This is a genomic window from Agromyces sp. NPDC056965, from assembly GCF_042673425.1.
Classification (GTDB): domain Bacteria; phylum Actinomycetota; class Actinomycetes; order Actinomycetales; family Microbacteriaceae; genus Agromyces.
In genome coordinates this window covers 1-25981 of sequence record NZ_JBHURI010000063.1, presented here as the reverse complement: position 1 = coordinate 25981, position 25981 = coordinate 1, and the positions used below count along the sequence as shown (strand labels likewise).

Here is a 25981-nt window from a genome sequence, read left to right as displayed (position 1 = left end):
GGCGACGAACCATCCGTCGACGAAGAATCAGGCGACGAACCATCCGTCGACGAAGAATCAGGCGACGAAGAATCAGGCGAAGGCGAATCGGTCGACGATCCATCGGTCGCAGGCGCATCCGTCGCGGTGCCGTCCGCGGCAGGCGCGTCGGCTCCAGAGGAGTCTGACGATGAGGAATCGGGAGTCGAGGGAACATCGACGCTCGAGCCGCCGTCGCCGCCTCCCGTGCCGGCGTCGCCGGAACCGGGAGTCGGGGCATCGCTGCTGACGTCGACGGATGAACCGCCGCCGCTCGTGTTCGAACCGCCCCCGCCCGAGCCCGGAGTCGGCGCGCCGTCGCTCGGAACGCCCGTGCCACCCGAACCACCGGGCGTGACCGGGGCGGGAGCGCCACCGGAGCCGGGCGTCGGCACCGAGGGCGTTCCGGGAGCCCCGCCGCCGGACAGACCGGACGGCGTGTTGCCGTGGCTGCCGCCGCCCGGAGCGAAGTGCATGGCACCGCCCATGAGCGCGCCGAGCACCACTGCGCCCTCCATGCTGCCCTCCTCGCCGAAGAGTGCAGCGCCCGCGGCGGTGCTGACCGCACCGTCGACGGCACCGGCGAGCACCTCGTCGCCGAACCTGGTCGGAGCATCGAAGTTGCCGAAGTTCGGCCCACGCCGGATGAACGAGGATGCCGCGCCGGCCACGATCGCGCCGCCGCCGCCGCCGAGTGCGGATGAGACGGCCGTGCCCCAGACGTTCTGCGCCTCGTAGTTCTGATCGAACTTGTGATTCGAGTTCAGTCGGATCTCGTTGACGATGAACGACGAACCGGCGCTCGCCGCGCCCGCCGCCACCGCCTCATTGACGGCACGACCGAGCAGGCCCTTCATGCGGTTGCCGATGCGCGCAGCCGTGGCGCCGATCGCACGCATGATGCGAGCGAGGTCCTTGCACTTGTCGACGATCTTCAGCACCCATTTGCCGACCGTGACCAGGATCTTCGCGGTCATCGCGACGGCACCGGCACCGAACGAGATGGCGCCGAGCACGGCGCCGAGCGCGATCTCGGCAACGATCTCGATCGCCATCTGGGCAAGGAACCAGCGGATCTCGTGCCAGGCCTGCTCGACGTTCTCCTGCATCTGCGCGACGTACTCGCGCATGCCGTCGGCGGACTCGGCGACCTCGTCGATCCAGGATGCGAGCTTGTCGCGGGACGTCTGGATGCTGCCCTGCTGCGGGAGTCGGAACGCCGAGACGGAGCCGAGGTCTCCGCGAACGGAGCTGGCGATCGGGACGAGTCCGGAGTGAAGGCTGGTCCACGCCGATGACGCCGAACTCAGCTTGCCCGAGTCGGCGCACGGCAGCGCCACACCGTACTCGCGGAGCTTGTCGAGCACGAAGTCGGCGAACTCCCCGAGGCCCTCCTGCGGGCCTTCGCCGTAGGACGTCGGGACCGAGCCGGTCGGAGTGCCGAACTTCGGCTTCAGCTCGGCGATGCCGCTCGAAGCGGGATCCTTGCCCGCACCGACGAGCTGCACTCCGTCATAGGTGCGGCCCGTGTTGTTGACGGCCGCTTCGAGCATCTCGACGAACGATGCTGCGGAGCGCACGTTCTTGATCACGAGGTCGGAGTACTCGTCGTACCCCTGCCCGGCCGTGCCCTCGCCATGGGCGAAGACACGCGCCGACTCGTCGTCGCCGGCCATGTAGACCGTGCCGCTCAGCGCGCTCTCGCAGCTGTCGGCAGCGGCACGCAGTCGCGTGGCGAGGCCGCCGAGCGAGCCGGCGTCGAGCGAGAGCTGCGCGGGGTTCAGTTGCACCGTCGTCATCGTGGTCTGCCTCAGCTGCCGGGGATACTCGACTGGATCGAGTTCCACATCGTGTCAAGATTCGTGATCGCGGTGTCGTAGGCGGTCTGCACGGCCTTCGCCTGCGACTCGAGCTGCGTCGCCGAGTTGTGCATCGCCGTGGCCGAGGCCGCCCAGGCCTCGAAGTTGCCGATGAAGGCGCCCATCGCCGGGCCCTGCCACTCGTTCGGCAGCATGTAGGCGAACACGCTCGCTCCCTGGCGGAGCGCGTCGCAGTATTCCTTGAGCTCGCCCATCGCCGCGACGAGTTGCGCGAGCTCCGCGACATCCGCTTGCTGTTCAGGCATCTTCTGCTCCGCTCTGCGCGCCGTCGCCGGCCTCTGCGGCCACGACGATCTCGGGCGTCACCAACGGCTCCCCGTCGGCACCCAGCCGGAACACGCCAGTGCCGATCTGGTCGTCGTCACCATCGCCGTCGCTGTCGCCGGGGCCGCCGCCGGTCGCCTGACCGGCGCCGCCGCGACGACCGACCATGCCGCCGCCGAACTGCTCCACCTCGTTGTCGCCCGCGTAGTCGCGGCCGAAGAACTCGGCCATGTCCTCGGCCTTCTCCTCGCCGGAGGCGACTCGGGTGCTCAACGGCGACGAGGCCTTCTTGACCGCGGCCACCGTCGGCGCCGCACCGTTGAACGACGACTTCACGCCGCCCTCGGTGCGGGTGTAGGAGCCGTCGGCGGAGATGAGCTTCATCTGCAGGGTGGCGAGCGCCTGCCGCACGAGGGCCGCCTGCGTCTCGAAGTTCGCCCATTCCTCGGCGAACTTGTCGGCGTCCAAGCCGCGCCACGTCGTCTGCGCCATCGACGTCACCGTCGACGACACGCCGGCGAGATTCGCGTCGAATGTCGCGATCACGGTGCCGATGCGTCCGGCGACGTCGCTGAGCGAATCAGCGCGAACCTTGAAGTAGACCATGCCTGTTCCCTAGAACCTCGAGTGCGGTCGGCGAACAGTGCCGGCGCTTCGACGCGCCGGCACTCGAGGATCGATCAGCCGTTGAACGTGCCGGCGATCGCGTTCTCGCTGTCTTCGTACGAGAGCGCGGCCTGGTTGAGCAGGTCGCTGATGCCCTGCAGGGACTCCTTCAGCTGCAGACCGGCCTGGTCCCACTGGGAGTACAGCTCGTTGAAGCTCTGCGACGCGGTGCCGCTCCAGTCACCCGAGATCAGCCCCTCGACGAGCGACTTCAGGTTCGACAGCTGCGACTCGATCGACTGCGAGCCGCTCGAGAGCTGGCCAGCGACGCCTGCGAGCGAGTCCGAAGTAACGCGGATTTCCGCCATGGTTTCCTCCGTGGATCTTCTGAAAACTACCGGATGCCGCGGCGGCCCGGCTGCATCCACGATGCGCTGGCCTACCCGACTCCCAGTACGCTACCCGACGGCGGCGAACCGGCACATGGGGAGCGCTCCCCATGCACGGATCAAGTCAGACCGAGGCCTTGTTGTCGTAGCGGAGGGTGATGCCGTGTGCGGCGGCGACCGGCTCGACGGCGCGATACGCATCGTGGAAGGCCTCGACCGGCAGGGCGGAACCGAAGGGAAGCCGGACGACGGATCGGCCGTTCGACGTGTTCGACATGCCGGCGGCGTCACCGGGAGCCCCGCCCGTCTGCGCCCGGACGCTGTCGCGAAGGGTGACGACCACGTCCATCTCGCTTCGACCGCCGCGGTCGCGGAGCACCTTGCCCCATTGCCGGCCCACGCCGGCGGCACTGCCGGTGCCCGGCTCCGAGTTCCGGCGGTCGAGGTACACGATCTCCGAGACATCCGGCCATGCGACGCGGCCGAAGGCGCCGAGCGCGAGGCCGCCCTGATCGACGGCGAGCACGACTCCGTCGCCGCCGGCCGCCCGTCGCAGGTTGCGGCGCCACCCGGCGACCGCCGTCACGACGGCGACCAGGATTCCGAGACCGCCCAGACCGAAGACCAGAGAGAAGACCACGTCGGCGTTCTTGCCGCCCAGGCCCCAGAGCGCCAGCGCCACGAGCCCGCCGCCGACCACGATCCCGAGCACCAGCAGGGTGGTCTGGGCGCCCCGCGCCCGCTCCAGCCGATCCGCGGGGATCCGGAACACGGTCGGCCCCGCCGTCGTGGGCTGTTGATCGGTCATGTCGTCCTCCTCGAGGGCGTCATCACGCCGCCGGCCTGATCTCGAAGCTGATGTCGCCCACCCACACGCGGTCACCGGGCACCACCGCGACCGGGGAGCCGGCCCCCTGGAGCGGGATCTGGGCTCCGGCGCGCTCGATGCTGGAGCCGTTGCTCGACCCCGCGTCCGCCACCGTCGCCGCGCCGCCCTCGAGGGCGAAGTAGAGGTGCACCCGGGAGACCGAACGGGTGTCGTCGAGCAGCTCGATCGACTGCGCACCGGTGGCTGCCGCGGTCTGCGCGGGCTTGCGGCCGATGACCGCGGCTCCGCTCACCACCACGCGCTGACCGGTCGAGAAACTGAGTTCGACCTTGGTGAGCACGGGCGAACCCACGACGGCCGCCGCACCGGTCGCGGTCGGCTTCTGTTCGCCCGCGTTCGCCTGCGCCTGCGCCTGCTGCCACGGCAGCAGGGACGGCAGCGGCACGGGATCGATGGGTCCACGAGCAGCTGCGGCCGGTGCGCCCGCGGCCGGCCGCGCCTCGGCCGGAGGCGCGGAGAACGGGGCCGGCGGGCGGCTCGACGTCGACTGCGGCACGAGCTGACCGCAGGACGTGCAGAACATGCTGTTCGGCTGCAGTGTCGCGTCGCAATACGCGCAGCGTGCAGAGGCCACAGTGCTTCACCTTTCGGTACGGGGCCGCCTTGCAGCGGCCCAGTCGAGTCTACGGTCGGCGCGGCCGACCGTGAGGTTCACTGCCGAACATCGGGCACCCGTGCCGGAAGCCAACCGCTCGGCGTGGTGTACACGCCGCCGCCGGCCGGAGCCTGCCCCAGCATGAACTTGGGGATCGGTGCGCCGACGGCCTGCGTGCCGAGCATCGCGGCCGACGGTCGCAGCACGAAGGCCCGCCGCGCCTTCTTCGCCTCGACGAACGGGCCGCCGAAGAGCGTCGACAGCGAGTCGGAGTCCGCAGCCACGATGAAGCTCGCACGGTGCTTGATGCCGGTCAGCGCGTGCTCGATCGGGGCGTTCTTGAACTGCTCGACGTCGTCGACGACGACGGTGACGCGGCCGTCGAAGGGAGCGAGCAACTCGTCGAGCTGCGCCGGCTGGATGTCTCCCGCGCGGACCAAGGGGATGCCGGAGCGCTCGGCGAGCTCCGTCAGCACCGAGGGTCGCGACGCGACGACGAGCAGCGGCTCCTTGCGCCAGGCGAGCTGGTGCACGATCGCGGCGAGCGTCGAGGACTTGCCCGACCGCCGGTCGCCCGTGACGATGAATCCGCCGTCGGCGGGCCAGTCGAGCGTGAAGCGCGACAGCCGGTCGCCGCCGACCGCGACCACGGGACCGTCTTCTCCCCCGCCGTCGCCGAGCGGCAGCTCGTAGGCGGCGGTGAGCGCCATGTAGCCGGGCAGCGGGTCGACGCGGAACGGCTGCGGCAGCTCGGCGAGCTGCGGGAACTGGTCGAAGTGGTCGCGGACGTGCTCGATCGTGCGACGGAGGGCCGTCGTCTGCGCCTCGCCGCTCGTGTCGCGCACGAGCACGGCGAACTGCGCCTCCGAGCCCTGCGCGCCCCAGAGCGCGCGGCCGGCGGGGAGGTTCAGCGGGATGTCCTTGGCCATGATGCCCGCGGTGCGGTAGTCGTTGATGTCGCGCATCGGCAGGGCGTACTGCTCGTCGATGAACGAGGAGACCTTGTCGCCCGTGATGCCGCGGTCACCGGTCATCAGCACGCGCACGCCGACGGCCGGGCCCTCGCGCAGCACGCGCATGAACTGCTCGCGGAACGCCACGAGCTGGTCGGGGTTCATCGTCGAGAGCATCCGCTCCCAGCCGTCGACGGCGAAGATCGCGTACGGCAGTGCGGTCGACGGATCGGCCTGCGCCCGCTGCTCGTTGATGTGCCCCACGCCGGCGCTCGACAGGATGCCCTGCCTGATCGCCAGTTCCTCGAGGATGCGCTGCATCAGGCGAGGCAGGCGGTCGCCGTCGAGCTGGGTGACGACCGCGCCGCACTGGGGGGCGTCCGCGAACGGCAGCAGCGCGCCGTTGCCGAAGTCGCTGATGTAGAGGTGCAGGTCACCAGGGGTGAAGCGCTGCACGGCCTGCGCGAGCAGGGTGCGGAGCGCCGTGGTGCGGCCCGACATCGATCCGCCGATGAACAGGATGTGCGAGCCGTTCGCCACGTCCCAGGTGAGCGGCCGCTGCGACTGCTCGCCGGGAACGTCCTCGAGCCCGAGCAGCAGCTCGGTCGGCTTCAGCGGGGTGTCAGCGAGGCGGTCGAGCGTCAGCACCGCGGGAAGCGGGAGCAGCCACGGCGAGGGGTTCTTCGCGATGCCGAGGCGGCTCGTCGCGTCGGTGACGACATCGACGAGCGCGCGCAGGTCGGTGTCGTCGTGGTCGCGGTTCTCCTCGTGCTGCGCCGACGCCTGCGGATACCGGATCGGGAAGCCGATGGTCTCCCAGTCGATCTTCGCCGCGGGCGGCAGCACCTTGGCCGAACGCTGCACGCCCGGCCGGATGCCGGCGACGCGCGCGGTCTGGAACCCGCTCGGCGCCGCGCTCGGCCCGAGCCGCACGAAGCCGCGACCGGGCGTGGAGGCGCTGATGAGCGCCGCCTCGCCCGAGCCGAGGATGTCGGCCGAGTCCGAGCGGTCGGTCACGCGCAGCGCGACGCGGAGGTTGATGTTCGACTGCATCTCGGCGGTCACGACGCCGGCGGGCCGCTGCGTCGCCAGCACGAGGTTGACGCCGAGCGAGCGCCCGACGCGGGCGATGCGCACGAGTCCGTCGATGAAGTCGGGCAGCTCGGTCTTGAGCTCCGCGAACTCGTCGATGACGATCATGAGTCGTGCAAGACCTCGGGCCGCGGCGGTCTCGGCGTCCTTCGCCCACGCGGCGTCGACGTCCTTCGCGTTCATGTCGCGCAGCACGACCTCGCGGCGCTTGAGCTCGGCGTCGAGCGACGCCAGGGCGCGCTCCGTCTCGCGCGCGTCGAGGTTCGTGACCATGCCGACCGTGTGCGGGAGACGCTCGCAGTCGGCGAACGCCGAGCCGCCCTTGTAGTCGACGAGCACGAAGTTCAGCGCGTCGGGCCGGTTGGCCATCGCGAGGCTCACGACGAGCGCCTGCAGGAACTCGGACTTGCCCGAGCCCGTCGTTCCCGCGACGAGCGCGTGCGGACCGTCGCGCGAGATGTCGAGCGCGAACTCGCCATCGGCGTTGGCCCCGACGACGACGAAGGTGTTGCGCGGCTGCTTGGCCCAGCGCTGCATGATCGGGGTCGGGTCGTCGAGGTCGATCTTCAGCAGGTCGACCATACGAACGCTCGTCGGCAGCATCGCGTCGTCGCCGACGCCGCTCACGTGCTGGATCGAGCAGAGACTCCGGGCGATGCGCTGCGCCACGGGGATCGAGACGCCGTCGAGGAGCACCGTCGGGTGGTACTCGGCACCGGTCTCGAACCGTGCGAGCGCCGGGTCGGCGGGATCGACGACGACGACGCTCGCCGCCTCCTCGGGGAGTCGAGCCCGCTCGGAGTCGAGTGCGATGACATGGATGCCGTGCGCGGCGCCGTGCTCGAGCAACGGCACCATGCCCGGGAGCATCCGGTACTCGCGTGCACCGTCGACGACGACCACGATGTCGGACGGCACGACCGCGCCGCGCTGGCCGGCGAGGCGCATCCGGGTCTCGAGGGTCACCGCGATCTCGCGGAGGCGTTCGCGCCTCGTGTCGTCGGTGTTGCCGAGCATCGCGGGAACCGAGCTGCTGGCCTGCAGATGCGGGAGCCACTGGGTCCAGCCCCATTCGGCGTCGGCGTCGGCGTCGCAGATGACGACCAGTTCGGCGTCCCTCGGCGAGCGGAGCGTCGCGAACGAGGCGACCATCGCACGCGCGAGGCTCCGGACCGCATCGCTCGGCCCTGCGATGCCGACGACGCCCTTGCGGAGGTCGGCGGCGACGGGCTGCGGCGTCACGCCGACGGCGCCCTGGGTCGTACGATCCTTGCCACCGCCCTCGAATCGAACGTCGAGGTCGACCTCGGTCACGCCGACACGGAGCTGCAACGCGTCGTCGTCGCTCTTGCGGCGCTCCCAGAGCCGGGAGAGCGGCCTCGTCGCGATGTCGGCGATCACGACCGGGTCGGGCATGCGGTACCAGCCCTCGAGGCGCTGGATCTTCGCGAGCTCGCTGATGCGGGCCTCGGCGACCTTCACGTCGGCGATCCACTGCTTCTCGGTCTTCACGCCCTTCTTCTTGGCGAGCTTGCGATTGGCGAGGAACGAGCCGACGACCATGATCGGGCTCGCCGCGGCCATGAGCAGCATGATGGGCCGCTGGAACACCATCGCCATCGTGACGCCGAGCACCACGGGGATGATCGCCGAGAGCCACGGCATGGGCGACTGGTCGGGATCCTCGGGCTTGTCGCCCGGCAGCATGACGACGGGCTGCGTCTTCGACGGCTTGATGCGCGAGGGGCGGTTGAAGCCGCGACCGCCGAGCGCGTCGCGCGTCAGGTCGGCGTCGGTGCCGGGCGCCAACCCGATGCGGAACATGCTGTTGCCGAGCTGGAAGTGGTCGGCGGGCACGAGGTCGGACGCACCCTCGATCTCGTCGCCGTTCACCCAGACCGTCGCACCGTGCGCCGCCGGGGCGATCGTCGCCGAGAGCGGCGCCGGCCGGCCCGCATCGGCCTGCGCGGGCGCGTTCACGGTCAGCACGGCGTGCTCGGGCGCGAGGGCGGGGTCGGCGATCACGAGACTCGCCGAACCCGCGCTGCCGATCGAGATGGCACGGCCGGCGACCAGGGGCAGCGTCTCGCCGGCGAACGGACCGCCCACGACCTCGAGGCGGAGGGTGCCCGGTTCGAGGGCGGCGGCATCCTTCGCGGGGATGTCCGCGCCGGAGAGCACGGCGGATTCCGCGAAGGGCGTCGACGGGTTGGCCGACGGGTCGAGCGCGCCGGGCGTCACGCCCAGCGACTCGGCCACCTCGCCGACCGTCGTGGCCTCATCGACCTTCAGCACCCATGAGGCGGGCGCTCCCTGCGCGACCGGCGGCCCGATCGTCAATCGAACGGTCATGCTGCACACCTCTCGTTCATCGCACTCCCGCCCGATCGAGCGTCTCGATCAGGGGGCTGAAGATCCCGGCGCGACCGCTCGCATCCGTCTCGGACGGCACGCGCGGCACGATCATCGAAGCTACGCCATCATCGCCGTCGCGTCTCGCCGAGGCCGGCACGAGGCCGGAGTCGGGCAGCGAGGCGCCCGGCCCGACGAGCGTCACCGACCCGGTCGCCTGTTCGCCGTTCGACGAGGCGACGTGGTAGCTGAACTGGTCGACGGATGCCTCGGACGGCACGTAGCTCGCCGTGCCGTCGGGCCGGCACGCCACCGTGCCGTGCAGTGCGGCGCCGCATCCGATGAAGTGGATGTCGCCGGCCTCGGGGCCGAAGACGAGCTCCCCGAGGTCGATGGCCTGCTCGGTGCCGTCGTTCGCGAGGTACACGCTCGTGGCGACGAGCATCGTCGCCGGCCGGTACACGGGCACTTCGACCACCGTGCTCGCCGACCACGCGCCGAAGTCGTCGGCGAACCGGAGGGTGATGCCCGCGTCGCCGGTGAAGGCCGCCGACGGGCGGAACACCACGTGCGTCCCGGTCGCAACCGCCGTGCCGGCCGATCGCGGCTCCACCCCGACGACGTCGACCGACCCGCCGTCGCTGCACACGACGCACTCGATGCCCAGGTCGCTGAGCGGGAGCAGCACCGTCGATCCGGCCGCGACCGGGAACCCCGTGCGACCGGGGGTCACCGTCGGCGCCTCGGGCGGCGCCAGCGTGACCGTGTAGTGGAAGACGACCGAGGCGGCGCCGTTCGATTGCGGCACGGGCACGACGACCGCGGCGGCCTCGGGATCGAAGGCGGTCGCCGTGAGCGTCAGCTTCGTCGGCTCGCACGCCGTCGCGAGCGGCGTCGCCGCAAGCGGCGCCGCGCAATCGGTGATCTGCCAGCCCGGTGCCGGCTCGATGGAAGTGCTGCCGAGATAGGGCACCGCGACCGATGCGAGCGAGCCCGAATCCGCGGCATCCGCTCGTTGCGACTCGGTGACGACCGACGTGGAGAGGAGCAGGGCGAGCGACAGGACGGCGGCGCCCATCAGGGCGCGGCGGCGGCCCGGTGTGCCCACTGGTCTCCCTGTCGTCGCGCTCGTATTCGTGCTCCGGCGTGCGGGATACCATGGTACGCGGTCGGCCAGACGGGCGACGCCATCTCTCGCAACGCCGACGACGAAGGGAAGCGATGTCCGGCTCACCACGTCGCCGCGATTTCCGGAGCACGCTCAAGGAGCACGAACGGCTCGCATCGGGCACGGATGACTCGACCGCCACTCCCCCGACGTACCAGGCGACCACCCCGATGCCGTCGACCGGCGCCGCCTCCCCGTCGCCGGCGTCGCGCGCATCGCTCGGCACGTCGCCCGGGCAGCCGGCGCTGCACTCCACCGCCGGCGCGCGGCCCCTCGGCACGTCGGGATCGGTGCTGCCCGAGCTCGCCGAAGCGCCGGCCTCCGAGCGCAAGTGGTGGCGGCATCCGGCGTTCCTGGTCTCGATCGGGCTCACGGTGCTCGCGCTCGCGGGCGCAGCGACCTGGTTCATCATCTCCGCGGTGAACGACGACTCGGTCGCCGTCAGCGGCCTGACCCTGCAGATCGAGGACGGCAACGCACACCTCGACTGGAGCGGCCCCGACGCCGCCTACAGCCTCTACGCGGTGCACGGCAGCGGTGAGGTCGTCGACCTCACGCAGTTCGTGCACGGCGGCACCGAGGCCTGGGTGTACTCGGCCGCGGGCCTGTACGAAGACGACACGTGCTTCGTGGTGCGTCCGACCTCGAGCACCGGCGATGTCGCGCTCGACGCCGAGACGCTCTCGGCCCAGCGAGGTCAGAGCGCCTGCGTGACCGACGCGACGCCGTGAAGCGCCGACTCGCATCCCTCGCGCTCGCCGGTGTCGTCGGCGTCGCGCTCGCGGGTTGCAGCGCACCGCCCGGTGAGGCGCCGCCCACGCCATCGCAGTTCCCCGCCGATGCGGTCGGCGACGACCCCATCCCGGGCAACGGCCTCTGGCTCCTGAGCGGCGACGCCGCGGCATCCGAGATCGTCGACGCCACGGGTTCCGCGGGTCCGGTCACCTACTCCGGCGCCTTCACCGAGCTGACCGCGGGCGCGGCCGGCGCGGAGCCGGCTCCCGGCCGCTCGCTCGCAGTCCGATTCAGCGGACGCGCGGACCAGTACACCGCAACGATCGATGCCGGAGCGCTCAGTCTTGAGATCGTGACCGTCGACGGCCGGAGCTACCTCCGAGGCAATGCCGCCTACGCCGCCCGCACCGGCATTCCCGAACTCGAGCAGGGGTTCGTTTGCACCGCCGGCGATTCGCTGCTCGAGGAGTGGGCGCCGTTCCTGAAGCCGCGCGACCTCGTCGACGAGCTGCTCGACGCGAGTGGAACGGTCACCGTGCAGGCGCCGCAGGACGACGCCGAGACGCTCGACGTCGTCGTCGGCACCGCGGAAGCGCCGGCGGGCGTGATGACCGTGCAGCGCACGGGGCCGCCGCTGCCTGCGGCCTTCACCGCCGGCGATGCGACCGGCACCGGGGCGTTCACCTTCACCGCGTGGGGCGAACCCGTCGCAGTGGTGGCACCCGTCGACCCCGTGCTCGACTGCGGCTGACCGGCGCTCGCGACCGGTCGATCGGCGGCCGCGGCGGCCGGCTCAGTAGCGCTGCGCCTGCGGTCCGGCCGCGAGCTCGCGGTCGTAGGCCTCGATCGCGAGCCGGTTGCGCTCGGTGACGGTGCGACCGCGAGCCGCGATCCAGCCGCCGAGCCAGATCGGGATCTCGCGGGCGATGACCGCCGCCACGATCGCGTACGGATCGAGCCAGCGCTCGGCGATGAAGTCGTTCGCCTGTTCGAGCGTGAGCGTCCACGCCTGCACCGCGAGCAGGGAACCGCCGATGTACGCGAAGTACACGAGCACGCCGACCAGCAGGCCGAAGACCGCGTAGGTCCACCACGGCCCTCGGTTCACGATCGCCGCGAGCAGCGCGAACCCGACGAAGAACGCGACGACGGGCACCCAGAACGTGGGCTCGAGGAGGAAGTCGGCGACGCCGATCGCCTCACCCTCCGGTGCCCCGTAGCTCAGGTAGAGCGCATAGGCGACGACTCCGTAGAGCACGGCGAACGCGACCGTGCCGATGAGTGCGACGAGCACGCCGAACCCGCGATTGCCCTTCGCCTTCGGCGGCGTCGGCGCCTGCACGTAGATGGTCTGCGGTCCGGGCTGCGGGGCGACGTACACGGGTTCGGGCACGTCGGCGAGGGTGGCCGCACCGGCGGCGGTGCCGGCTGCCACGGTTGCGGCCGGCACGTAGGTCTCACGGCGCACGGCGTCGGCGGCGACGGGTTCGGGGGTCGCCGAGGCATCCAGGTCGTCGATGCCGTTGGTCTCCTCGGGAGCGGGGTGGGCGCTCGCCCGCTCGACGGCCTCGTCGAGGCGCGAGGTCGCGGCCAGGTCGGCATCGGCGGGCTCGGGCTCGGGCTCGGGCACGGAATCGGGCTCGAGCCCATCGGCGGCCGGAGGGGAGATCGGTGCGGCGGGCTCGGCTGCGGGCTCGACCGGCGCCGGCTCATCGACGGGGCCGGTCTCGTTCACCGCGGGAGCGGAATCGGGCGCGGAATCGTCGACGGCGGCGCCGTCGACCGGACCGGTCTCCTCATCGTGACGTTCCGGGTCGGCTCCGGGAGTCGTGCTGCTCATGATCGCGCTCCTTCCGGGCACCCCTCGCACCCGTGGTTGGCCAACTGTAGCAACGGAAACGGCCGGATTCCGGGAGCGCGCGCCGCGCGCCCGGGAGAACGAAACAGGGCCCCGGATTGCTCCGGGGCCCTGCTGTCGTATCGGCTGACTAGCTGTAGTTGCCGGGGGTGAAGTCGTCGCTCGAGAACGCGTCGAAGTCGACGAAGCTCAGGTCGCCCTCGGTGAACGCTGCATCGTCGGTGAAGATGCGGTTCGGGTAACGCTCCGCCTTCGCCTCCTCGGTCGCCTCGACCGCGACGTTCCGGTACTTGCCGAGGCCGGTACCCGCCGGGATGAGCTTTCCGATGATGACGTTCTCCTTGAGCCCGACGAGCGGGTCGGACTTGCCCTCCATGGCGGCCTGCGTGAGCACGCGGGTCGTCTCCTGGAAGGACGCGGCCGACAGCCACGACTCGGTCGCGAGCGAGGCCTTGGTGATACCCATGACCTCCTGGCGGGCCGAGGCGGTCTTCTTGCCCTCGGTCAGCGCGGCGCGGTTGATGTCGTTGTACTTCAGGCGGTCGACGAGCTCACCGGGCAGCAGGTCGGTGTCGCCGTGGTCGACGACGGTGACCTTGCGCAGCATCTGGCGCACGATGACCTCGATGTGCTTGTCGTGGATCGGCACACCCTGCGAGCGGTAGACGTCCTGCACGCCGTTCACGAGGTGCTTCTGCACTTCGCGAACACCCTTGACCCGGAGGACCTCCTTCGGGTCGACGGTGCCGACGATCAGCTGCTGGCCGAGCTCGACGTGCTGGCCGTCCTCGACCAGGAGGGTCGAACGCTTGAGCACGTTGTATGCGATCGGCTCGTCGCCGTTGTCGGGCGTGAGGATGACCTTGCGCTGCTTGTCGGTCTCGTCGATCGTGATGCGACCCGGGGCCTCGACGATGGGCGATGCACCCTTGGGGGTACGCGCCTCGAAGAGCTCCTGCACGCGGGGAAGACCCTGCGTGATGTCGTCGGCCGAGGCCGAACCACCGGTGTGGAAGGTACGCATCGTCAGCTGCGTGCCGGGCTCACCGATCGACTGAGCCGCGATGATGCCGACGGCCTCGCCGATGTCGACGAGCTTGCCGGTCGCGAGCGAACGGCCGTAGCACTTCGCGCAGACACCGACGGCGGACTCGCACGTGAGCACCGAGCGGACCTTGATGGTCTCCACGGCAGCCGCGATGAGCTTGTCGATGAGCACGTCACCGACGTCTTCACCGGCCTCTGCGACGACCTCGCCCTTGGCGTTGACCGCGTCGGCGGCCAGGCTGCGGGCGTAGACCGCGTTCTCGACGTTCGGGTCGCGGACGAGCTCGCCCGAGGCATCCGTCGTCGCGATCGGCAGTTCGAGTCCCTTGGTCGTGCCGCAGTCCTCCTCGCGGATGATGACATCCTGCGAGACGTCGACGAGACGACGCGTGAGGTAGCCCGAGTCGGCCGTACGGAGGGCCGTGTCGGCCAGACCCTTGCGGGCACCGTGCGTCGCGATGAAGTACTCGGCGACCGAGAGGCCCTCGCGGTAGCTCGAGATGATCGGGCGAGGGATGATCTCACCCTTCGGGTTGTTCACGAGGCCTCGCATGCCGGCGATGTTGCGCACCTGCAGCCAGTTACCACGAGCACCCGACGTCACCATGCGGTTGATGGTGTTGTCGGTCGGGAAGTTCTCCTGCATGGCCTTGGCGACCTCGTCGGTCGCCTTGGTCCAGATCTGGATGAGCTCCTGGCGACGCTCGAGGTCGGTCGTCAGACCCTTCTCGAACTGGCCCTGGACCTTGGCGGCCTGCTTCTCGTACTTCGAGACGATCTCGCCCTTGTTGGGCGGCGTCAGGATGTCGGAGAGCGCGACGGTCACGCCCGAACGGGTCGCCCAGCGGAAGCCGGCGTCCTTGATCCGGTCGAGGGTCGCGGCGACCTCGGTCTTCGGGTAGCGCTCGGCGAGGTCGTTGACGATCTCCGAGATCTGCGTCTTGCCCGCCTGCGCGTTCACGTAGGGGTAGTCGACCGGGAGCGCCTCGTTGAAGAGGGCGCGACCGAGGGTCGTCTCGAGCAGGTACGGCTTGCCGGGAACGAAGTTCTCGGGGGTCTCGCCTTCGGCGAAGTGCAGGCCCTCGAGACGGATCTTGACCGTGGCGCCGAGGTCGAGCGCGAGCTCGCCCGGACGGTTCTGGTCGAACGCGAGGATGGCCTCGGAGATCGACGAGAACGCACGACCCTCACCTGCGGCGCCGGGCTTGCCGGTCGTCAGGTGGTGCAGGCCGATGATCATGTCCTGCGTGGGCAGGGTCACCGGACGGCCGTCGGACGGCTTCAGGATGTTGTTCGAGGCGAGCATCAGGATGCGGGCCTCGGCCTGCGCCTCCACCGAGAGGGGAAGGTGCACGGCCATCTGGTCGCCGTCGAAGTCCGCGTTGAACGCAGCACACACGAGCGGGTGGAGCTGGATCGCCTTGCCCTCGACGAGCTGCGGTTCGAAGGCCTGGATGCCGAGGCGGTGCAGCGTGGGTGCGCGGTTCAGCAGAACCGGGCGCTCACGGATGATCTCCTCGAGCACGTCCCAGACCTGGGGGCGCGAACGCTCGACCATGCGCTTGGCGGCCTTGATGTTCTGAGCGTGGCTCAGGTCGATCAGGCGCTTGATGACGAACGGCTTGAACAGCTCGAGCGCCATCTGCTTGGGCAGACCGCACTGGTGCAGCTTCAGCTGCGGGCCGACGACGATGACCGAACGGCCCGAGTAGTCGACGCGCTTGCCGAGCAGGTTCTGGCGGAAGCGACCCTGCTTTCCCTTGAGCATGTCGCTCAGGGACTTCAGGGCGCGGTTGCCGGTACCGGTGACGGGGCGACCGCGGCGGCCGTTGTCGAACAGCGCGTCGACGGCCTCCTGCAGCATCCGCTTCTCGTTGTTGACGATGATCTCGGGGGCGCCGAGGTCGAGCAGACGACGAAGACGGTTGTTGCGGTTGATCACACGACGGTAGAGGTCGTTGAGGTCGGAGGTCGCGAAGCGGCCACCGTCGAGCTGCACCATCGGGCGGAGCTCCGGCGGGATCACCGGCACGACGTCGAGCACCATCGCGGCCGGCGAGTTGCCGGTCTGCAGGAAGGAGCTGACGACGCGCAGACGCTTGATCGCGCGGATCTTCTTCTGGCCCTTGCCCTCGGCGATCTGCAGGCGCAGGTCGTCGGCCTCGGCGGCCAGGTCGAAGGCCTCGAGGCGCTTCTTGATGGCCTCGGCGCCCATGTAGGCGTCGAAGTACATGCCGAAGCGGTCCTGGAGCTCGTGGAAGACCGAGTCCTCGGGCTTGAGGTCGCCGACCTTGAGGGTGCGGAAGTCCTCCCACACGCGCTCGAGGTGCGCGATCTGCTCGTCGCCCGACTTGCGGACCTGCGTCATCTCCTTGTCGGCGGCCGCTTCGGCGCGCTTCTTCTGGTCGGACTTGGCGCCCTCCGCCTCGAGTGCGGCGAGCTCCTCCTCCTTGCGCGCCATGAGCGTCGCGATGCGGGCATCGCGCTGGTCGCCGATGGTCTTGATCTCGAGCCGGAGCTCGTTCTCGAGGCCGGGCATGTCGGCGTGACGACCCTCGTCGTCGACGTCGATCACCATGTAGGCGGCGAAGTAGATGACCTTCTCGAGGTCCTTCGGCGCCATGTCGAGCAGGTAGCCGAGACGGCTGGGCACACCCTTGAAGTACCAGATGTGGGTGACCGGAGCGGCGAGCTCGATGTGGCCCATGCGCTCGCGGCGCACGGAGGACTTGGTGACCTCCACGCCGCATCGCTCACAGACGATGCCCTTGAAGCGGACACGCTTGTACTTGCCGCAGGCGCACTCCCAGTCGCGGCTCGGGCCGAAGATCTGTTCGCCGAACAGACCGTCCTTCTCGGGCTTCAGGGTGCGGTAGTTGATGGTTTCAGGCTTCTTGACCTCACCGTAGGACCACTTGCGGATGTCCTCTGCGGTGGCCAGGCCGATGCGAAGCTCGTCAAAAGTCGTTGCGTCGAGCAATTTCTCTCCTTGGAAAGTCTCTGTAGTCGTCTACTGGCCAGGCTTAGATCTCGTCGATGTTCGACGACTCGAAGCGCGCGGAGATGTTGATGCCGAGCTCTTCCGCAGCACGGAAGGCCTCGTCGTCGGTGTCGCGGAGCGAGACCGCGGTGCCGTCGGCCGAGAGCACCTCGACGTTCAGGCAGAGCGACTGCATCTCCTTCATGAGCACCTTGAACGACTCGGGGATGCCGGGCTCCTGGATGTTCTCGCCCTTGACGATCGCCTCGTACACCTTGACGCGGCCGAGGATGTCGTCGGACTTGATCGTGAGGAGCTCCTGCAGCGCGTATGCCGCGCCGTAGGCCTGGAGCGCCCAGACCTCCATCTCACCGAATCGCTGACCACCGAACTGCGCCTTACCACCGAGCGGCTGCTGGGTGATCATCGAGTACGGGCCCGTCGAACGCGCGTGGATCTTGTCGTCGACGAGGTGGTGCAGCTTCAGGATGTACATGTAGCCGACCGAGACCGGGTACGGGAACGGCTCGCCGGAACGACCGTCGAGGAGCTGGGTCTTGCCGCTCGAGTCGATGAGTCGCTCGCCGTCGCGGTTGGGGAGCGTCGAGTCGAGCAGACCCGCGATCTCCTCCTCGAGGGCGCCGTCGAACACCGGGGTCGCGACCTTGGTGCCGGGCGCGGCCTCGTGCGCTTCCTTCGGAAGCTTCTTGGCCCACGCCGGGCTGCCGTCGACCTTCCAGCCCTGCTTGGCGACCCAGCCGAGGTGGGTCTCCAGCACCTGGCCGAAGTTCATGCGGCCGGGGATGCCGAGCGGGTTCAGGATGACGTCGACCGGGGTTCCGTCGGCGAGGAACGGCATGTCCTCGACCGGAAGGATCTTCGAGATGACGCCCTTGTTGCCGTGACGGCCGGCGAGCTTGTCGCCCTCGGTGATCTTGCGCTTCTGGGCGATGTAGACGACCACGCGCTGGTTGACGCCCGAGCCGAGCTCGTCGTCGCCGTCCTGCGAGTCGAACACCTTGACGGCGATGATCGTGCCGCGCTCACCGTGGGGCACCTTCAGCGAGGTGTCGCGGACTTCGCGGCTCTTCTCGTTGAAGATCGCGCGGAGCAGGCGCTCCTCCGCCGACAGCTCGGTCTCGCCCTTCGGCGTGACCTTGCCGACGAGGATGTCGCCGGGGCGGACCTCTGCGCCGATGCGGATGATGCCGCGCTCGTCGAGGTCGGCCAGCAGGTCGGGGCTGACGTTCGGGAGATCACGGGTGATCTCCTCCTTGCCGAGCTTCGTGTCGCGGGCGTCGACCTCGTACTCCTCGATGTGGATCGACGAGAGCACGTCGTCCTTCACGAGGTTCTGGCTGAGGATGATCGCGTCCTCGAAGTTGTGACCCTCCCACGGCATGAACGCCACGAGGAGGTTCTTGCCGAGCGCGAGCTCGCCGTTGTCGGTCGCAGGACCATCGGCGATGACCTCGCCGACCTCGATGCGGTCGCCCGCGTTCACGAGGACGCGGTTGTTGTACGAGGTGCCCTGGTTGGAGCGGTCGAACTTGCGCAGGAAGTAGGTCTGCGTGCCACCGGCGTCGAGCTGCACGGTGACCGAGTCGGCCGAGACCTCGGCGACGACACCGGCCTTGTCGGCGGTGATGACATCACCGGCGTCGATGGCCGCGTAGCCCTCCATGCCGGTACCGACGAACGGCGAGTCGCTGCGGAGCAGCGGCACAGCCTGACGCTGCATGTTGGCACCCATGAGGGCGCGGTTCGCGTCGTCGTGCTCGAGGAACGGGATGAGCGAGGTGCCGACCGACACCATCTGGCGCGGCGAGACGTCCATGTAGCCGATCAGGTCGGCGGGAACGAGGTCGACCTCGCCGCCCTTCTGACGTGCCAGGACGCGGTCCTCGGAGAAGTGACCGTCGGCCTTCAGCGGCGCGTTGGCCTGGGCGACGATGTAGTCGTCCTCCTCGGACGCCGTGAGGTAGTCGATCTGGTCGGTGACCTTGCCGGCGACGACCTTGCGGTACGGCGTCTCGATGAAGCCGAACGAGTTGATGCGCGCGAACGATGCGAGCGAACCGATGAGGCCGATGTTCGGGCCTTCCGGGGTCTCGATCGGGCACATGCGGCCGTAGTGCGACGGGTGGACGTCTCGGACCTCGACGCCGGCGCGGTCGCGCGAGAGACCGCCGGGGCCGAGCGCCGAGAGGCGACGCTTGTGGGTCAGACCCGCGAGCGGGTTGTTCTGGTCCATGAACTGCGACAGCTGCGAGGTGCCGAAGAACTCCTTGATCGCGGCGACGACGGGTCGCACGTTGATCAGGGTCTGCGGGGTGATCGCCTCGATGTCCTGCGTGGTCATGCGCTCGCGGACGACGCGCTCCATACGGGACAGGCCGGTGCGGACCTGGTTCTGGATGAGCTCGCCCACCGCGCGGATGCGACGGTTGCCGAAGTTGTCGATGTCGTCGACGTCGAGACGCAGGTCGACCGCCTTGCCGGCGCGGCGGCCGGGCAGGGTGGTGCGCTCGTCGTGCAGCGCGACGAGGTACTTGATCGTGGCGACGATGTCCTGCACCGTCAGCACCGAGTCGGTGAGGGGAGCCTCGAGGCCGAGCTTGTTGTTGATCTTGTACCGGCCGACCTTCGCGAGGTCGTAGCGCTTCGGGTTGAAGTAGAAGTTGTCGAGGAGCGCACGCGCGGCCTCGGCAGCGACCTGCTCGCCCGGACGGAGCTTGCGGTAGATGTCCTTGAGCGCCTCTTCCTTCGTGAGGATGTTGTCCTTCTCGAGGGTGAGGGCGATCGACTCGTAGCCGGCGAACTCCTCGAGGATCTCCTCGGAGGTGAGGCCGAGGGCCTTCAGGAAGACGGTCACGCTCTGCTTGCGCTTGCGGTCGATGCGGACGCCGACCTGGTCGCGCTTGTCGATCTCGAACTCGAGCCATGCGCCACGGCTCGGGATGACGCGAGCCGAGTAGATGTCCTTGTCGGAGGTCTTCTCGGGCGTGCGCTCGAAGTAGACGCCCGGCGAGCGAACGAGCTGCGAGACGACGACGCGCTCGGTGCCGTTGATGACGAACGTGCCCTTGGGGGTCATGAGCGGGAAGTCGCCCATGAAGACGGTCTGCGTCTTGATCTCACCCGTGAGGTGGTTCATGAACTCCGCGTTCACGTACAGCGGTGCGGAGTAGGTCTTCGACTTCTCCTTGCACTCGTCGATCGTGTACTTCGGAGGCTCGAGCTCAGGGTTGGTGAACGAGAGCTGCATGGTCTCACCGAGGTCTTCGATCGGGGAGATCTCCTCGAAGATCTCCTCGAGACCGGTGGTCTCGGGCAGGTCCTGACGGCCTGCCGCCTTGCCCTCGGAGAGGCGTGTCTTCCACGCCTCGTTGCCGACGAGCCAGTCGAAGCTCTCGGTCTGGAGAGCGAGCAGGTCGGGTACCGTGAGGGTGTCGGTGACCTTGGCGAACGAGAGACGGCTTGCACCGCGTCCGTTCTTGGGGGTGGGCGTGGTCGCGTTGCGCGCAGCAGCCAAGTGAATAACCTCCATGGCCCCGTCGGGCCGGTTCACTGTCGGTAGCGGAGAGTGGAACCCCTCAGACGAGTGCGGATGCCGGAGACCTCAGGATCTCGACACGCACAGAAGCCGACCGCAATATGAAGGCATGGTGGGTCTGGGAGCGCAAAGGTTAACTATATGTCGCCAGACGCGCCGTGTCCAGTCGATTCTTGATTTGTCTGCGAATCTCCGGTATAACCACGATCCGGCAGCCCCGAGATGCGAACCGGCGCCCCGCTGCGGCTCACCGTCGAGTCGATGAGCGGATGCCTCGGGGCGCCGGTCGGGTGTTCGCTCAGGCCCGTGCGAGCACGCCTTCGGGGAGCCCCGAGCGCACCGACCGCTGCGCGGCGTCGACGATCGCGAGCGTGCGGACGCCGACCGAGCCGTCGGGACGCGGGGCCCGCGATTCGCGGATCGCCCCGAGGAACTCGTCGACCATGAGCTGGTCGAGATCGGTGCCGAACGCGTCCCAGATCGCGCCGCCCTCGCCGTAGCCCGAGACGTGGGCGGCGAACGGATCGATCCGCATCGACCCGCGGGTGCCGTGCACCTCGAGGGTGAGCCCGCCCCAGGTCGCCGCCGTGTCGGGCTGGCTCCACGAGCAGTCGATCGTCGCGATGACACCCGACGGGTAGGCGATCGACACGACTCCCCCGGTCTCGACCTCGACGCCGCGGTCGGCGTGCAGGATGCGGTTCGCCGTCGCGTAGACCTCCTGCGCCGGTTCGCCGAGGAGCTCGTCGAGGAGGTCGGCGCAGTGCACGACGTGATCGACGAGCGCGCCGCCGCCTGCGGCGGCCTCGCTCGTGAACCAGCTGCGGTCGAGCGGGATCTTGCCGTTGTTCGTGCCGGACACGGCGACGACCTCGCCGAGCTGCCCCGCGCGGACGCGGGCGACGAGCTCGCGGAACGACGGCGCGAAGCGCACCGGGTGCGCGGTCATGAGCGAGACGCCCGCGGCCTCGGCCGCATCGACCATGGCGAGCGCGTCGCCGACCTCGGTCGCGATCGGCTTCTCGCACAGCACATGGGCACCGGCGGCGATCGCCGCGAGCGCGAGCTCGCGATGCCGCACGTTCTCGGCGGTGACGATGACGCCGTGCGGCGCACGCGCGAGCACGGCGTCGACGTCGTCGAGGTACTCGATGCCGAGGCGCGCCGCGAGCTCTGCGCCGCGCTGCGTGCCCGCGTCGTACGGCGGGAGGTCGGTGCCGACGACCTCGATGCCGCGTTCGACGAGCGCGCGGGCGTACGCCTCGACGTGCGGGTGCGCGAACGACAGGATGCCGATGCGCAGGGGTTCGGTGGTGCGGTTCATGCGCCGGCTCCGATCATGGCGTCGTCGGTCGAGGCATCCGTCGCCTCGCCTGCTGGTCCGAGGTCGACCGGCAGGCCGCTCTCGATCGACTCGAGCGCGGCCTCCGCGATCCGCACGGCGCGGACGCCGTCGCCGCCGTCGACCCGGGCGGCGCCTCCGGAGCGGATGGCGCGCACGAAGTCGGCGATCTCGGCGGAGTACGGGCTCTCGGCCCCGCTCGTCTCGGGCAGGTATCCCCCGCCGTCGATCGGCGGCAGCGCCGCGCGCATCGTGTCGTCGCGCATCGAGTCGAACCGCAGCACCCCGCCGTCGCCCGCGAGGTCGAACGAGTAGGAGAAGGGCAGCGCCGGGCTCCCCCAGGTGCCGTGGACGTGGCTGATCAGCCCCGACTCGTGGTCGAGAACGACCTGGGCTGCGACCACCGGGGCCGCAGCATCGCCGCCGCGCTGAAGCCGTGCGAAGACGCGGCGCACCGGACCGCCGAGCCACTCGGCCTGGTCGAGATCGTGGATCATCTGGTCCATCACGATGCCGCCCGAGACGGCGTCGTCGAAGAACCAGGGCGACTGCGGCGCAGCGCTCTGCCGCCGGAAGCGGAAGACCGCGGGCCGGCCGATGCGTCCGGCCGCGATCGCGCTGCGCGCCGCGAGGAACTCGGGGAAGTACCGCACGACGTGCGCCGGGAAGAGCCGCACACCGGCCAGCTCGGCCGCGTCGACGACGGACACCGCGTCGGCGGCGGTGCGCGCGAGCGGCTTCTCGCACACGACATCGATGCCGTGCCCGATCGCGGCGAGCGCGAGTCCGGCGTGCGTCGCGGTCGGCGTCACGATGTCGACGACGTCGACGGCCGGCCACAGCTCGTCGAGCGAGCTGGCGACCTCGAGCCCGTACTGCTCGGCGAGCGCCTCGGCGCCCGCCTCCGAGTACACCGTGACCCGCGCGCCGAGCGCGAGCCATCCGGGCACGTGGGCGTGGGAGATCGCACCGGCCCCGATGAGGCCGACACGGAGGGAATCGTTGCGCTGCGTCATCCGCTCGCTCATTTCAGTCCGGAGAATGCGACGCCGTCGATGACCCGGCGCTGCATGATGAGGAAGAGGATCAGGACCGGCGCCATCGCCATCATCGCCGCGGCGAGCAGCATCGGGTAGTCCGTGATCGTGCGCCCGCTCGTGAGCGTCGCGATGCCGGCGGAGAGCGGCATGCTCTCGGCACTCGTCGCGACGATGAGCGGCCAGAGCAGGTCGTTCCACGACCAGAGCACCGTGATGATCGCGAGCGCCGAGAGTCCGGGCTTCGCGAGCGGCAGCATGATCTTCCAGAAGATCTGGAACTGGTTCGCGCCGTCGAGGCGGGCGGCCTCCTCGAGCTCGGGCGGCAGTCCCATGAAGAACTGGCGCATCATGAACGTGCCGAAGGCGCTGAAGATGCCGGGCGCTGCGATGCCGATGACGGTGTTCAGCCAGCCGAGACCCTGGATGATCTGGTACTGCGGCAGCAGGTAGACCTGCGGCGGCACCATGAGGATCGCGAGGATGAGGGCGAGCACGACTCCCTTGAAGGGGAAGTACATGCGCGCGAACGCGTAGCCGGCCATCGAGCACAGCACGAGCTGGCCGACCGTGCGGATCACGGTGATGCCGACCGACACCCAGAACTGGCTGAGGAACGGCACGCGGTCGAACACGTTGAGGTAGTTCTCGGGCTTGAACTCCGACGGCCAGAACGACGGCGGGATCGAGATGACGTCGGCGTTCGTGCCGAGCGACATGATGAGCTGCCAGACGAACGGGAAGATCATCACGACCGCCCCGACCGTGAGCACGACGTAGGCGATCGTGTTCGACTCGCGCGCGCCGACGCGACGCTTAGACATAGGTGACCCATTTCTTCTGGAGTCGGAACTGGAGCATCGTGAAGATGCCGACGAGGAGCAGGATCACGACGCCGATCGCGGCCGCGTACCCGTTGTCGCCCGTCTTGATGTTCGTGAAGAAGTAGTAGACGACCGACTGGGTCTTGTCGATGGCGGGGTTCTGGGTGCCCATGAGGGCGTAGAGCAGGTCGAAGACCTGGAAGCCCGCGATGACCGTCATCACCGAGACGAAGAAGATCGAGGGGGTGAGCAGCGGCACCGTGATCGTCGTGAACTGCTTCCAGCGGGTCGCGCCGTCGAGGGATGCGGCCTCGTAGAGCTCGACGGGGATGCCCTTCATGCCCGCGGACAGGATGATGAGGTTGAAGCCGAGCGAGATCCAGATGCCGACGAGGGCGACGGCCACGAGGGCGACGCCCTCGGTCGAGAGCCAGGCCGGGCCGTCGATGCCGATGAGCGAGAGCGCGTAGTTCAGGATTCCGAAGTCGCCGTTGTAGATGATGCGCCAGACCATGGAGATGGCGGCGGGCATCGCGACGTACGGCAGGAAGAATGCGGTGCGGAACAGGTTCGCGAATCGCAGGCCGGGGCGGTTCAGCAGGCTCGCGAAGTAGATCGCGAGCGGCACGCCGCAGAGCAGCATCGCCGTGTACCCGAGGGTGTTCAGGATGGCGCGGCCCATCGTGGCGTCACCGGCAAGTTCGATGTAGTTGTCGAGCCCGACCCATTCGGAGTCGCCGAAGGGCCCCCACTCGGTGAAGCTGAACCAGACGTTGCGGACGATCGGCCACAGGTAGAAGAGGGCGATGCCCGCGAACAACGGCAGGACGAAGACGAGCGCCCAGCCGAGGTCGCTGCGGCCCCGGCGTCTGCCGCGGCCGGCCGGCGGGGCCGACGCCGCAGCCGGAGCTGCGACGTCGGCCTCACGTACTGCTGAGGAGGTCATTCGTTCTCTTCGGCCAGTGCTTCGTTCATCTTCTCGGCCAGTTCCTTCGCCACCTCGGCGACGGGGCGCTCGCCCGAGAAGGCGGCGGGGAGCAGTTCGTTCTCGAGCTGGTTCCACGCCGCGGTGTTCTTCGAGACGGGGTACGGGAACGAGGAGTTCTCGGCCTCGTCGAGGAAGACCTGCAGGTTGTACGGCGCCGACTCGATGAACGCGGTCTGCGTGCCCGAGAAGGCGGGCAGCGCCGCGCCGGCCTCGGCCTGGATGACCGCGGCGCGCTCGGACGCGAGGAACTCCTGGAACGCCTGCGCGGCGGCCTTGTTCTTCGAGGACTTCGCGACGACGTTCGCGAGGCCGTGGATGACCGTCGCCTCCTGCTCGTTCTTCGGCAGCGGCGCGACCTCGATGTCGTCGACGATCGCGGACTCGCGGAGTTCGGCGTTCGACCAGGTGCCCGACCAGAACATGGCCGACTTGCCGTTGACGAACCACACGTTCTGCGGGGTGTCCGAGAGCTGCTGGAGCGTCGGCGCCGAGCCGTCGGCGATGAGGTCGGCGACGAACTGGATGCCCTCGATCGCCTCGGGGCTGTCGTAGCCCGAGGTCGTGCTGTCGGCCGAGATGACCTCGCCACCGGCCTGGAGGATGGTGTTGTAGTAGACCTCCTGGCCGCCCGAGAGGCCGTTGACGGTGCCGTAGACGCCGTCGGCCTTCAGCGCGTCGGAGATGGCCTTCGCCTTCTCGTGGAACTCGTCCCACGTCCAGCCCTCGGTCGGGTACGCGACGCCGGCCTGGTCGAAGAGCGCCTTGTTGTAGAAGACCGCGACGGTGTCGTAGTCCTTGGGCACGCCGTACTGGGTGCCGTCGAACGAGTAGAGGTCGTTCAGCGCCTGCGGGTAGTTCGCGGGGTCGACCGCGTCGGTCACGGGCTCGAGCTTGTCGTTCGAGGCGTAGAGCTGGAAGTTCGGGCCGTTCATCCAGAAGACGTCGGGCAGCGTGTCCGACGAGGCCTGGGTCTGGAGCTTGCCGAAGAACTCCGAGTACGGCGTGACGTCCTTCTTCACCGTGATGTTCGGGTACTCCTCATTGAACTCCTCGATGATCGTGTCGATCGCCGCTTCCTGAGTGGCATCCCAGAAGGCGTAGTTGATCTCCGCCGTCATGTCCTTGTCGGCGGTCGACGTCGACCCGCCGTCGTTGGACGAGCAGGCGGTGAGCAGGAGTGCCGTGGCGGCGACTCCGGCCAGTAGCGCTGTGCGGCGCATGGGTGTTCTCCTCCGGTTAGAGTGGGCGGGATCGCCCGATGTGCAGGTGATTACGGGTGACTCGTCACCCACCGGTCGGCGCGGTGTGCGCCGCCCCGACCGGGTCCCCGGCCCCAACCTAGGAGCCGACGGCGCCCCGGGGCAGCGCCGGCCCAGTCTCTTAAACACATATGACCCGGCCGCCGCGT

17 protein-coding genes and 1 pseudogene are annotated in these 25981 nt (G+C 69.3%); 2 read left to right on the top strand and 16 right to left on the bottom strand.

Annotated features, from left to right (window positions below; translation table 11 throughout):
- The 8 genes and pseudogenes from ACFTQE_RS15110 to ACFTQE_RS15075 form a co-directional block, all read right to left on the bottom strand.
- Positions 1–1817, bottom strand: a pseudogene (locus ACFTQE_RS15110) (hypothetical protein); the annotation flags it as partial.
- Between the two features lie 11 nt (positions 1818–1828).
- On the bottom strand, positions 1829–2143 hold the full coding sequence (locus ACFTQE_RS15105) for a hypothetical protein (protein ID WP_376925843.1): 315 nt from the start codon (positions 2141–2143) through the stop codon (positions 1829–1831).
- Positions 2136–2768, bottom strand: coding sequence for a WXG100 family type VII secretion target (locus tag ACFTQE_RS15100; protein WP_376925842.1), 633 nt, complete (start codon positions 2766–2768; stop codon positions 2136–2138). Before ACFTQE_RS15100 ends, ACFTQE_RS15105 begins: the two co-directional genes overlap by 8 nt.
- A gap of 74 nt (positions 2769–2842) precedes the next feature.
- A complete protein-coding gene (locus ACFTQE_RS15095) occupies positions 2843–3136 on the bottom strand; it encodes a WXG100 family type VII secretion target (protein WP_056010942.1) in 294 nt (97 codons plus the stop codon).
- A gap of 145 nt (positions 3137–3281) precedes the next feature.
- Complete coding sequence (locus ACFTQE_RS15090; protein ID WP_376925841.1) at positions 3282–3965, bottom strand: hypothetical protein; 684 nt, start codon at positions 3963–3965, stop codon at positions 3282–3284.
- Positions 3966–3987: 22 nt separating this feature from the next.
- Complete coding sequence (locus tag ACFTQE_RS15085; protein WP_376925840.1) at positions 3988–4569, bottom strand: FHA domain-containing protein; 582 nt, start codon at positions 4567–4569, stop codon at positions 3988–3990.
- A gap of 128 nt (positions 4570–4697) precedes the next feature.
- Positions 4698–9038 carry an FtsK/SpoIIIE domain-containing protein gene (locus ACFTQE_RS15080; protein WP_376925839.1) on the bottom strand — a complete coding sequence of 1447 codons (4341 nt, stop codon included), beginning with the start codon at positions 9036–9038 and terminating at the stop codon, positions 4698–4700.
- Between the two features lie 16 nt (positions 9039–9054).
- Positions 9055–10116, bottom strand: a complete 1062-nt coding sequence (locus tag ACFTQE_RS15075; RefSeq protein ID WP_376925838.1) for an Ig-like domain-containing protein — start codon at positions 10114–10116, stop codon at positions 9055–9057.
- Positions 10117–10259: 143 nt separating this feature from the next.
- Here ACFTQE_RS15075 and ACFTQE_RS15070 point away from each other — a divergent pair, with 143 nt between their 5' ends.
- Positions 10260–10937 (top strand): hypothetical protein, encoded by a 678-nt coding sequence (locus ACFTQE_RS15070; protein ID WP_376925837.1) that lies wholly within the window; start codon positions 10260–10262, stop codon positions 10935–10937.
- Entirely contained in the window at positions 10934–11692 is a 759-nt protein-coding gene (locus tag ACFTQE_RS15065) for a hypothetical protein (RefSeq protein ID WP_376925836.1), read from the top strand. Before ACFTQE_RS15070 ends, ACFTQE_RS15065 begins: the two co-directional genes overlap by 4 nt.
- Before the next feature lie 42 nt (positions 11693–11734).
- On the opposite strand, the gene ACFTQE_RS15060 is transcribed toward ACFTQE_RS15065, so the two are convergent.
- From ACFTQE_RS15060 to ACFTQE_RS15025, 8 genes are all read right to left on the bottom strand, one after another.
- The gene (locus ACFTQE_RS15060) at positions 11735–12781 is read right to left on the bottom strand and encodes a hypothetical protein (protein WP_376925835.1); all 1047 of its coding nucleotides are present in this window, start codon (positions 12779–12781) and stop codon (positions 11735–11737) included.
- A gap of 148 nt (positions 12782–12929) precedes the next feature.
- Positions 12930–16826: a DNA-directed RNA polymerase subunit beta' gene (gene rpoC / locus ACFTQE_RS15055; protein ID WP_376925834.1), complete on the bottom strand. Its 3897-nt coding sequence runs from the start codon at positions 16824–16826 to the stop codon at positions 12930–12932.
- Between the two features lie 43 nt (positions 16827–16869).
- Positions 16870–20361 carry a DNA-directed RNA polymerase subunit beta gene (gene rpoB / locus ACFTQE_RS15050; protein WP_376925833.1) on the bottom strand — a complete coding sequence of 1164 codons (3492 nt, stop codon included), beginning with the start codon at positions 20359–20361 and terminating at the stop codon, positions 16870–16872.
- Between the two features lie 319 nt (positions 20362–20680).
- Complete coding sequence (locus ACFTQE_RS15045) at positions 20681–21706, bottom strand: Gfo/Idh/MocA family protein (protein WP_376925832.1); 1026 nt, start codon at positions 21704–21706, stop codon at positions 20681–20683.
- Entirely contained in the window at positions 21703–22740 is a 1038-nt protein-coding gene (locus ACFTQE_RS15040) for a Gfo/Idh/MocA family protein (RefSeq protein WP_376925831.1), read from the bottom strand. The genes ACFTQE_RS15045 and ACFTQE_RS15040 overlap by 4 nt, the downstream gene beginning before the upstream one ends.
- 8 nt (positions 22741–22748) lie before the next feature.
- Positions 22749–23585, bottom strand: a complete 837-nt coding sequence (locus ACFTQE_RS15035) for a carbohydrate ABC transporter permease (RefSeq protein ID WP_376925830.1) — start codon at positions 23583–23585, stop codon at positions 22749–22751.
- A complete protein-coding gene (locus ACFTQE_RS15030) occupies positions 23578–24531 on the bottom strand; it encodes a carbohydrate ABC transporter permease (protein WP_376925829.1) in 954 nt (317 codons plus the stop codon). Before ACFTQE_RS15030 ends, ACFTQE_RS15035 begins: the two co-directional genes overlap by 8 nt.
- Positions 24528–25793: an ABC transporter substrate-binding protein gene (locus ACFTQE_RS15025; protein WP_376925828.1), complete on the bottom strand. Its 1266-nt coding sequence runs from the start codon at positions 25791–25793 to the stop codon at positions 24528–24530. Before ACFTQE_RS15025 ends, ACFTQE_RS15030 begins: the two co-directional genes overlap by 4 nt.
- Between the last annotated feature and the right edge of the window lie 188 nt (positions 25794–25981).

Bases quoted from the DNA above. Each gene is read 5' to 3' on its own strand.
- ACFTQE_RS15070 (WP_376925837.1), top strand. From the start codon at position 10,260: ATGTCCGGCTCACCACGTCGCCGCGATTTCCGGAGCACGCTCAAGGAG.
- ACFTQE_RS15085 (WP_376925840.1), bottom strand. From the start codon at position 4,569: ATGTTCTGCACGTCCTGCGGTCAGCTCGTGCCGCAGTCGACGTCGAGC.
- ACFTQE_RS15035 (WP_376925830.1), bottom strand. From the start codon at position 23,585: ATGTCTAAGCGTCGCGTCGGCGCGCGCGAGTCGAACACGATCGCCTAC.
- ACFTQE_RS15075 (WP_376925838.1), bottom strand. From the start codon at position 10,116: ATGGGCGCCGCCGTCCTGTCGCTCGCCCTGCTCCTCTCCACGTCGGTC.
- ACFTQE_RS15105 (WP_376925843.1), bottom strand. From the start codon at position 2,143: ATGCCTGAACAGCAAGCGGATGTCGCGGAGCTCGCGCAACTCGTCGCG.
- ACFTQE_RS15040 (WP_376925831.1), bottom strand. From the start codon at position 22,740: ATGACGCAGCGCAACGATTCCCTCCGTGTCGGCCTCATCGGGGCCGGT.
- ACFTQE_RS15100 (WP_376925842.1), bottom strand. From the start codon at position 2,768: ATGGTCTACTTCAAGGTTCGCGCTGATTCGCTCAGCGACGTCGCCGGA.
- ACFTQE_RS15030 (WP_376925829.1), bottom strand. From the start codon at position 24,531: ATGACCTCCTCAGCAGTACGTGAGGCCGACGTCGCAGCTCCGGCTGCG.
- ACFTQE_RS15060 (WP_376925835.1), bottom strand. From the start codon at position 12,781: ATGAGCAGCACGACTCCCGGAGCCGACCCGGAACGTCACGATGAGGAG.
- ACFTQE_RS15025 (WP_376925828.1), bottom strand. From the start codon at position 25,793: ATGCGCCGCACAGCGCTACTGGCCGGAGTCGCCGCCACGGCACTCCTG.
- ACFTQE_RS15095 (WP_056010942.1), bottom strand. From the start codon at position 3,136: ATGGCGGAAATCCGCGTTACTTCGGACTCGCTCGCAGGCGTCGCTGGC.
- ACFTQE_RS15080 (WP_376925839.1), bottom strand. From the start codon at position 9,038: ATGACCGTTCGATTGACGATCGGGCCGCCGGTCGCGCAGGGAGCGCCC.
- ACFTQE_RS15045 (WP_376925832.1), bottom strand. From the start codon at position 21,706: ATGAACCGCACCACCGAACCCCTGCGCATCGGCATCCTGTCGTTCGCG.
- ACFTQE_RS15090 (WP_376925841.1), bottom strand. From the start codon at position 3,965: ATGACCGATCAACAGCCCACGACGGCGGGGCCGACCGTGTTCCGGATC.